Consider the following 9,245-nt stretch of genomic DNA (forward strand, 5'->3'; position numbering starts at 1 on the left):
TATCGACTCTATTTAAGCACGTAAATTATGCTCACACTTTTTCATCATCCCCTATCTTCTGCCTCTCGTTTCATACGTCTTATTCTCGAAGAATATGGTATAGCAACCCACCTTATTGAAGAGAACGAATGGGCAAGAAAACCTGAGTTCCTTGCACTCAATCCAGCAGGGCATTTACCCGTTTTCCTTGCTGAACATGAAATACCATTATCGGGCGCCACTGTAATTTATGAATATTTAGATGAAACTCGTGGTAGTTTACGACCAGATAAACAATTTTTTCCAGCAAACCCTTTAGAACGCGCCGAAGTACGCCGTCTTAATGATTGGTTTTTAAACAAACTTGAAAATGAAGTTACACGTCATATTGTGCGAGAACGAATCTATAAACGTGAAATGCCGTTAGCTATTGGTGGTGGAGCTCCTAATTCGCAAATTTTACGCAATGCACGTGCTAATATTCCACCACATATGAATTACTTGAATTGGCTTTGCACATCTCGTGATTGGTTAGCTGGACCTATACTATCCTATGCAGATTTAGCAGCTGCAGCTTCTATTTCTATACTTGATTTTTTGGGAGAAATTGATTGGGAGCAATTTCCTTCTATTCGAGAATGGTATATGCGGATCAAATCTCGCCCCTCTTTTCGCCCTCTTTTAAATGATAGGATCCGTGGAATTACACCCAGCTCTCATTACGCTGATCTGGATTTCTGATTTGTCAATGAATACTGTAATTTTTAGAATTATCTTATATTGACCAATAGGTAGCGATCTTAATTAGAATTTTTATCAAATTGTAAAAAAATCTCTGTATATTATTAATATCAAAGCAAGCATTCAATTTTGCTCATATAACAGCTATCAATAATATTGTTGAAATAATTTACATATAGGTAAAAAAACGGCGTTCTTAATTTTACAATTAATATACATTATATAACAGAAAGTTATTATTTATTGTAGTGAAGTACAAAAATTACAATGCAATTTAAGAAATATACTTTGAAAATACTTTACCTACATTTTCAATATTTATTGCTATAATGATAAAAAATATACTTCTTACAAAATTCTACATAAACAAGCCCTCAGCTTAAACTGCTAAATGTGCTAAATTTAGCTTTATAAAAAAAAGAATAGTTGGCAAAAAGAAAAGAATTTGCCTATAATCAGGGAGTAAAGTGTCATAAGGAGAAAAACATGCGCCTTGCAGTTGTTGGTGCTAATGGGAGAATGGGGCGTACGTTAATTACAGCTCTCCAACATAGAAAAGGCGTAGAACTTTGTGGTGTTCTTGTGCGCAAAGGATCATCTTTTGTAGGGAAAGATACCAGCGTATTGATTGGTTCAAACCTTCTTGGAATTCCAATCACCGATGATCCTGAAAAAGCCTTTTCTGACGCTGAAGGTATTTTAGACTTTTCCCAGCCACAAGCCACTATTATCTATGCTGATTATGCAGCCCAAAAAGGCATTGTTCACATTATAGGAACAACAGGATTTACCAAAGAAGAAGAGGCACAAATTGCAACTTCTGCGATGCATACAACCATTGTCAAATCTGGAAATATGAGCCTTGGAATTAATCTTTTGGCTAACCTTGTAAAAAAAGCAGCTAAAACGTTAATATCTGAAGAGTTTGATATTGAAATTTCTGAAATGCATCATTCTGGCAAAGTTGATGCTCCTTCTGGAACAGCTCTTCTTCTTGGAAATGCAGCAGCAGAAGGCCGCAATGTTCAGTTCCAAGATGTCTATGTCAGCGAACGCAAAAGCTTTACAGGCGCACGCAAAAAAGGCACCATTGGTTTTGCCTGTTTGCGGGGTGGAACAGTTGTCGGGGACCATAGTGTTATTTTTGCAGGTTCAAATGAACATATTGTTCTTTCACATTCAGCACAAGAACGTTCTATTTTTGCCAACGGTGCATTAAAAGCAGCTTTGTGGGCAAAAAATCATAAAAATGGTCTTTATTCAATGCTGGATGTTTTAAACCTGAACGATTAACGTTAATCAATCAACTGCAGGAAATTTATAATGGGACGTACACTCGTATTAATCCGTCATGGGCAAAGTGAATGGAACCTTAGAAATCTTTTCACGGGTTGGAAAGACCCAGATTTGACAGAAAAAGGTCATGCAGAAGCAATAAAAGCAGGAAAAAAATTAAAAGAATCTGGCTTAAAATTTGATGTTGCTTATACATCAGCCTTACAGCGTGCACAAAAAACTGCTCAGCATATTTTAGAACAAACAGAACAAACAGATTTGCAATTGATAAAAAATTCAGCATTGAATGAACGCGATTATGGTGATTTATCCGGCTTAAATAAAGATGATGCTTGTCAAAAATGGGGGAAAGAACAAGTGCATATATGGCGCCGTTCTTATGCCATTGCGCCACCTAATGGAGAAAGCCTGCGTGACACAGGTGCACGTGTTTGGCCTTATTATTTTTACCATATCCAGCCCCATATTTTGCGCTCTCAAACTGTTTTAATTGTAGCACATGGTAATTCTCTTCGCGCTCTTATTATGGCACTTGAAGGTCTAAGCAATGAAGAAATCGTATCTCAAGAATTAGCGACCGGTGTTCCTATTATTTACGACTTCAATTCTGATTCAACAATTTTATCAAAAAAAATCATTACGCCTTAAATCATTATTATAATTGCAGTCTATAGAGATAAGTACTTTAACTCTAATATTTTTAGTAAACTAATGATCATTGACAGAGTTATTTCTCAAGCTTAGATAAATTATATTGCCCAGATGGCGGAATTGGTAGACGCGCAGGTTTCAGGTACCTGTACTGCAAGGTGTGGAGGTTCGAGTCCTCTTCTGGGCACCATTTTTTGTCTTTAATATATCGGAATATATAGATTTTTATTTAATTTGATAATTTTTAGACCATCTTTTAGTCTATCTTCTGCAGCTTATATAACTTTACCTAAATTGTTCCTATTTGCAGCTTATTTTCTTTGAAAAAATAAGACTTTTTTCTTCATCTTACTGCTCTACCTAGTTTATATGGTTCGGGAAAAGTTTTTTGCATCACCCAATTCGAACTTGTTATTGATACGTTGCAAAGCTATGTACATTCACATATTGTGACATATCTATCGCCATCATTAAATATCATCTCATTGCCTGTCTCTTTTTAGGATGGTGGGAGCACTCAAGAAGACATGTAAGTAAAAGAGCGCCCCCATAGCATTAAGCAGCTTGTATAAAGATTTGCATTTTTTGTTTTATTTCTTCTAAAAATGTTTTGACAGCTTTATTGATACGTTCAATTTGTTCATCATCGCGTGAGATGCGTTGAATCTTTATACACAAATGAGTGTGTTGGCCTTTAAGCCAAAGATTATAGCTGACAAAATCACACCATTTTCGTCCTGTGCAAGCCATTTGGAATGGCATTTGTAAGATATATTCAGGCTTGATTTTACCATCTAACAAAAAACGTACATGCGTTGTTGGTTGAGAATATTTGACCTTTATAAGGCCTCCATCCCCAATGAGACCATCAGGAATAGCACTTGCCATTTCAATTGTAGGATGGGGAATAAATCCGCATTGAGTGACAGTAATCTCACGTTCGAGGCTGTACTTTTTAATTACCCTCTCTTTGCGTTTATTTCCCCATTTTATAGCTGGCATTTCATAAAATGATACTGTTTCACTTTCTAAGCATTTTGGGATGAATTTATTTTTGTAGTTTTATATTTACTTGTCGGCAAGCTTTTAGTCGTTTTACTGACAATGCTGTCACTGCTTGAAGCTCTAACTTTTCTTAAACAAGCTTGAAACCACTCTGTTTTGTGTTTGTTTCATTAACTCTTTGATTTACACAAGCAATTCAACAGATACCCTCTCGTTTTGGAGATTATAATTAGCCTCATTTGTGGCAAATGATCTCGTGAATAAGATCAGCTACACCTTCTTCTTTATAAAAAGCTTCATCTTCTTCATAAAAAAAAGGACCAACAGAATCGAGGGCAAGACGTGCACATTGTTTAATTGCTTCATTCTGCAACATGCGAGCAGGATATTTCCGCCAATATTCTGTATCCTGTTCGCATTCTTTTAAATATTCGGATATTCTTACTGGATATTTAATGCCTTTCAAATACATAGCGCATGTAACAGAAAGCAGATTATCTTCATTATCAGTGTTTTTTTGAAGTTTTATATCATAGAGGTTAGGACTTGACTTAATCATCTTGATCCACCCAGCGGCAGTAGCAACTGGGATGATGCCATTTTTTTTAGGAACAGCGTATATTTCTTTGTTTAGAGGGTTTAATCCATACCCATCGGCAAGATAAATAAAATCTTCAAAATCTTCCTCAGAAATATTGAAATTGATACATGTTTTGAAGAGTGCTTCACGAAATTCTTGTTCTGATAAATTATATTTTTGCGCTACTTTTGCTATGAAGGGAGTTTCCATTATTATTTTCCTTAATTTTGGATACACCTTACTTGTGGCGTAAAAAACGCGTGTATTGAAAAGGGTTGTGCTTTAATTGATATCTTTTTAATATGTGCACTGTCTTTGAATTTACTCCCTCAAGCATACTAATCCTTTGGCTGTGATTTTTGCGCTAGAAACGGTCTTTTCTATTCCACTGGATATTTAAGATGCGGATTACAATCCATTAATTTTTTTATTAATTTTACTTTAATAATGATAATAAAAACCCTCTTGGAACACAAGAATAAACCCAATAATAAATGTAAAAATAACTAGTAAATCTTTAGACTCTAATTCTAATATTTTTGCTACTTGGATTAAACTAAACAGTCTATAAGATCGTTAAACATTTAAGTTGTTCTGCCTTTGAGTTAACTCAGCAATGATATGATCCTTGCGCTCATTTGCGTTGGCAAATATTTGTTTCTAGGCTAATAAAGAACTCTAAAAGTTTAGGAGTAATTTTACTTATAATATTATTGTAAGGTGGGAAGTTTTATCTACAACATAAAAAAACAAGAAATATTAAGGGTAGTAGAAGACATTACTTATGCCGTTCCGTGAACAAAACATTTAAAACTTCAAGCTTCTTCTCATCTCCAGATGAAGCGCAAGTTATACGCTTTATATCTTCATATCTTTCCCGGAAATGGTTAATCCAGTTATTATGTTATGATACTTATATTTCTGAGTGCATTAAGAATAGCCATCAATTAATCCATAAAAGATCTTTTTTCTTCTTTGGGCAGTCTGTGAATATACAAAAGAAAACAGGACAATCTTTTCATATTACAGCTATTTATAACATTAAGCATTGCTGAGTCAGAAGCTGAAGGAAGAGTAAGAATAACAACCCCAATGAAATGACTTGGTGCCTGCATCAACGATATTGGAGGAGTGCTGCCTAAACTGAAAGAGCGTGTTACTGTGCCTGTTCTTAAAGAAATTAAAAACAAAATGATATAATATTAAAATCGTTTTGATTATTTACATAAAAAAACAAAAACAAGCACATATAAGCTTGTCTTGCATAAAAAAAGCTTCAGAATATATTGTAAAGCATTGTTTTTAAGACAAAGAAAAAATCAACATTTTGTAAATTTTTTGATGTAAAAATAACATTACGTATTTAAATTATTGCCTTTGGAGAAAAATATGAATACAAAATGTTTAATAGCTACATCTATTTTCACTTTAGCTGCAATTTCTTTAGTACAAGCAGCAGATAGTATAGTTTTTAAAGAAAATTATAAAATGGGTGTTTCACCAATTGTTAGACCACCTACTTTTTCTTGGAATGGTTTTTATATTGGGGGCCAAGTTGGTGGTTTCTCAAGTAAGATTTCCGCAATGAGTCATGATGATGATATTCCCTTACTTCCTGATAAAAGTGGTAGACCTAAAAAATGGGTTCCAGTTAATGAAAAATTTTTGCCTAAACTTTCTGGTTTCATAGGTGGTTTTTATGCAGGTTCCAATGTTGATCTCAGCAATGGTCTTATCCTAAGCATTGATACGGATATAATTCTATCTGCACGAAAAAATACAAACACTATCGTAATTACCCCACCATCTACAGACGATATGCCAGGAGAAAACAACTTAATACCAAATCATGAGAGTGGCCAACATCGACTGTCTAGAAGAGATGTCCAATTAAGAGAAAATACAATTGATACAGAAGAGGCGCAAAAAAATATTATAACATTTAAGTATACTTTAAACCAAAAATGGACAGGTGCCACACGGATACGTATCGGTTTTGCTGCTGATCGTATTATGCCTTATATTGCTGGTGGTGTTGCTTATGGACAGTTCCAAAATATTCTATCGCTATCAAGTACAGAAACCCACGACAAAGAGCTTAATAATATGGTGGATGAAACAAAAACAATGATCGGTTACACTTTTGGTGCGGGTATTGATTTTGCAATGACTGATGATGTTATTTTGCGTGCAGAGTATCGTTATTCGGATTTCGGAAAAAAGAAATTTGCTAAAGATAGCTTTGAACTTCATTACAAGACTAATGATTTTCGTGCTGGAGTATCTTATAAATTCTAATTTCTTGTATATTGTATAACTTAATCACTAAAAAGCCTTGTTTCTGACAAGGCTTTTTTAGTTGTTACATTTTTTCTATAAAAAATTATTATACAGTATAATTAAACTTGGCATAACAAATATACTCCTACACATCGCAATAAATCAAACTTTGGAAAAATAAACAATTCCTGTTGTTTAACCCGCTATATTGATAGATTCAAAATATTTTTGAAACACTTATATATCAAAGCCAATGGCTAAAAAATTATCAAACTATTCTTAGTATGAACATCGCATATCATTCTAACAAAGTAGAGTGTTGTTCAAAAAATCCTTCACATATAATTTTTTGCCACCAAATTACTATTAAACAAGCAAAAATAGTTTTAACAATCTCAAATATATTGATGTTATTTTTGCCATTCAGTTCCGTAAATTTAAGTCAAAATTGTAATGGCGATAAGCTAAGTGATCAATTTTTCTGTATTTCGCCATGCATCACTTACTCCAATCACCAGTTTTTCTCTCTATTAAGGAACACTATTTTTGAGCCTCTCTTTCCCTCTTAATTGTTCTTTTTATAACCTGTAACACTAGTGCTTATTGGCGTTTTGTCTCAAAATTAATAGAGAGCTTTTTTATTTCTAACATGTATTCTTATCACGTTTGGACCATTGTGAGCACTCTTTCCAAGACAGTGTAATTCTTATCTGCTCTATCAGCAAAAGTATCAATATACTCAAAAAAACAAGAACAATATCATCGTTTATTGTTCTATAACTTTGATCAGCATCAGCAATTTATTTATAACCCCACAAAGCGGACATAACAAAGGTTGCTCAATGCGGCTTGCCAATAAAAAAATAATAATATATTCCTAGCGCACCATAAATACTATATATGCCCTCATCATCCATTGCAGTAAAAACAGTATAACCATTTACAAGAGCTCATCTTACAAAAGTTCCCGCATCTAAAAATCATAACAAGAGGCCCCATTACACTACTATAACACTGTACTACTCTTTAAAGAGCATCACATTATTAGGCCCCTTTAGTAAATATGATTATTATAAATGATCATGGCAATGAGACGCTTATTTTCAAGGTTTATTTAAAACGGATATAGCTCTCTAAAGATCTGGCATCATCAGGCGTACCCTTTCCTTCTATCAATATCTCCCTAGATTGAAACATAGACGCAGATCATGCGTTGTATATCAATACTCATAGAAGGAGATAAACAAATGGAAACGCGCATTCCAACAGAAACGTCATTAAATCCACATTTTCATGGAGAAAAAATTGTGGAACCTCAGCGTCCACTATTTCATAGGCCTCTTTCTTGGTCAGCTCTTTTTGCAGGACTGATTACAGCTATTGCTACTTCAATTTGCTTTTCTTTTTTGCTCGCAGCTTTAGGTTTAGGACAAATTGACCTCTATTCTTCTGCACCTTTTGGAGGGGTTTTGATGTCTGTTGGCATCGGTTCCATTATTGTGATGTTTCTTAGTCTTGCTATTGGTGGCTTTGTTGCTGGACATTTTGCAAAACAAGCAGGAGCAGCACATGGTTTCTTAACCTGGGCTCTTCTCATGCTTCTTATAACACTTCAGACAACTCTATTCGTTTCCGGAGCAGCACACATGGGGGCTCAAACCCTCTCAAGCGTTGCATCTAGCTCCAAAAACGCTATTTCTAGCCTAGGAAAAGGGATCGGTACCCTCTTCTCATCTTCAGATTATGATTATTTTAACAAACTGTTGAATGATAAAAACAGCCATAAAATTGATTTTGATAAACTAGGCAAGGATTTACGAACAGTACTTAATGAAAGTAATATTCCAGCTCTTAACCCTGAACGTTTGAATAACGTTTATAAAGAGAGCTTAGATGATATACAGTCTGTCATCACAGCTTTGATGCATAATCCTACCGGTTATTCTGTCTATCTTAAGAAGCTAGGAAATCGTTTATCTAGCCGCCTTGAAACGATTACAGATAATATTGATCGCAAAGATGTAATCCGCGCTCTTACGAGCAATGGCATGACCCAGGCTGAAGCTGAACACACTGCAGATCGTGCAATCACTCTTTATCAAGAAGCACGGGTAAAAACTGAACAGGCAATCAAAAATTTCAACCAACAAGTCGACACACTGTCTCATCACCTTGAAGAAACAGCAAAGAGCGCTCAAAACTTTGCAGACAAAGCTATTGGAACAGCTTCTACAATTGGATGGTGGAGCTTTTTAGGTAGCCTTATCGGTGCTGTTATTGCGACTGTATGTGGCTATTATGGTGCCAAAAGCCGTAAACATTGCTGCCTACTTAAAAGCTTTGCTTAAAAAGCACTGCTGCAATGGATCATAATTGATCATCACAACAAGAAAGCTGCTAACTCATGGCAGCTTTCTTTCTTAAAAGGAGAAACAATTACCTCTAGCATTTCAAAAGATGGATAAGTACATGCTTGAAACACCTACCAACTTATAAAAATTATAATACTTTATTATGAGCAAAGAGTTTATATCATCTAATATTTTTGGATGCTAGATTTTTGATTAGCGCACTTAGAGTAATTGTAGCTTTATTAGGTGCAAGTGTTTAGTCATATTTTCCAGCTGTCAGAAGTAAGTAAGATCTGACAAGAAAGCCTTTTCTTTTTTCATAAGTGTTTTTATTGTCCTAGTGTAATATGCACGATAACCAA

General features: G+C 34.7%; 6 protein-coding genes, 1 tRNA gene and 2 pseudogenes. 6 read left to right on the top strand and 3 right to left on the bottom strand.

The window, feature by feature from the left end; translation table 11 throughout:
• The first annotated feature begins 27 nt into the window (after positions 1-27).
• The 4 genes from GGR10_RS05095 (at position 28) to GGR10_RS05110 (ending at position 2,857) form a co-directional block, all read left to right on the top strand.
• Entirely contained in the window at positions 28-720 is a 693-nt protein-coding gene (locus tag GGR10_RS05095; RefSeq protein ID WP_182480212.1) for a glutathione S-transferase family protein, read from the top strand.
• A 486-nt stretch (positions 721-1,206) separates the two neighbouring features.
• On the top strand, positions 1,207-2,013 hold the full coding sequence (gene dapB, locus GGR10_RS05100) for a 4-hydroxy-tetrahydrodipicolinate reductase (protein WP_182480213.1): 807 nt from the start codon (positions 1,207-1,209) through the stop codon (positions 2,011-2,013).
• Between the two features lie 30 nt (positions 2,014-2,043).
• A complete protein-coding gene (locus tag GGR10_RS05105) occupies positions 2,044-2,664 on the top strand; it encodes a 2,3-bisphosphoglycerate-dependent phosphoglycerate mutase (protein WP_182480214.1) in 621 nt (206 codons plus the stop codon).
• 108 nt (positions 2,665-2,772) lie between these two features.
• Positions 2,773-2,857 (top strand) — tRNA-Leu (locus GGR10_RS05110).
• A gap of 153 nt (positions 2,858-3,010) precedes the next feature.
• Here GGR10_RS05110 and GGR10_RS06885 read toward each other — a convergent pair.
• The 3 genes and pseudogenes from GGR10_RS06885 to GGR10_RS05120 form a co-directional block, all read right to left on the bottom strand.
• Positions 3,011-3,148 (bottom strand): annotated as a pseudogene (locus GGR10_RS06885) (helix-turn-helix transcriptional regulator).
• Between the two features lie 74 nt (positions 3,149-3,222).
• Positions 3,223-3,824, bottom strand: a pseudogene (locus tag GGR10_RS05115) (lambda exonuclease family protein); the annotation flags it as partial.
• Positions 3,825-3,907: 83 nt separating this feature from the next.
• Entirely contained in the window at positions 3,908-4,462 is a 555-nt protein-coding gene (locus tag GGR10_RS05120) for a recombinase RecT (protein ID WP_182480215.1), read from the bottom strand.
• 1,179 nt (positions 4,463-5,641) lie between these two features.
• On the opposite strand from GGR10_RS05120, the gene GGR10_RS05125 reads away from it, so the two are divergent.
• Both GGR10_RS05125 and GGR10_RS05130 read left to right on the top strand, forming a co-directional pair.
• Positions 5,642-6,550: an outer membrane protein gene (locus GGR10_RS05125; protein ID WP_182480216.1), complete on the top strand. Its 909-nt coding sequence runs from the start codon at positions 5,642-5,644 to the stop codon at positions 6,548-6,550.
• 1,229 nt (positions 6,551-7,779) lie between these two features.
• Positions 7,780-8,880, top strand: a complete 1,101-nt coding sequence (locus GGR10_RS05130; protein ID WP_182480217.1) for a TIGR04086 family membrane protein — start codon at positions 7,780-7,782, stop codon at positions 8,878-8,880.
• Positions 8,881-9,245 lie beyond the last annotated feature (365 nt).

This window comes from Bartonella chomelii (genome assembly GCF_014138465.1).
Classification (GTDB): Bacteria; Pseudomonadota; Alphaproteobacteria; order Rhizobiales; family Rhizobiaceae; genus Bartonella; species Bartonella schoenbuchensis.

Coding starts and splice junctions, on each gene's coding strand:
- GGR10_RS05105 (WP_182480214.1), top strand. CDS start 2,044: ATGGGACGTACACTCGTATTAATCCGTCATGGGCAAAGTGAATGGAAC.
- GGR10_RS05130 (WP_182480217.1), top strand. CDS start 7,780: ATGGAAACGCGCATTCCAACAGAAACGTCATTAAATCCACATTTTCAT.
- GGR10_RS05095 (WP_182480212.1), top strand. CDS start 28: ATGCTCACACTTTTTCATCATCCCCTATCTTCTGCCTCTCGTTTCATA.
- dapB (WP_182480213.1), top strand. CDS start 1,207: ATGCGCCTTGCAGTTGTTGGTGCTAATGGGAGAATGGGGCGTACGTTA.
- GGR10_RS05125 (WP_182480216.1), top strand. CDS start 5,642: ATGAATACAAAATGTTTAATAGCTACATCTATTTTCACTTTAGCTGCA.
- GGR10_RS05120 (WP_182480215.1), bottom strand. CDS start 4,462: ATGGAAACTCCCTTCATAGCAAAAGTAGCGCAAAAATATAATTTATCA.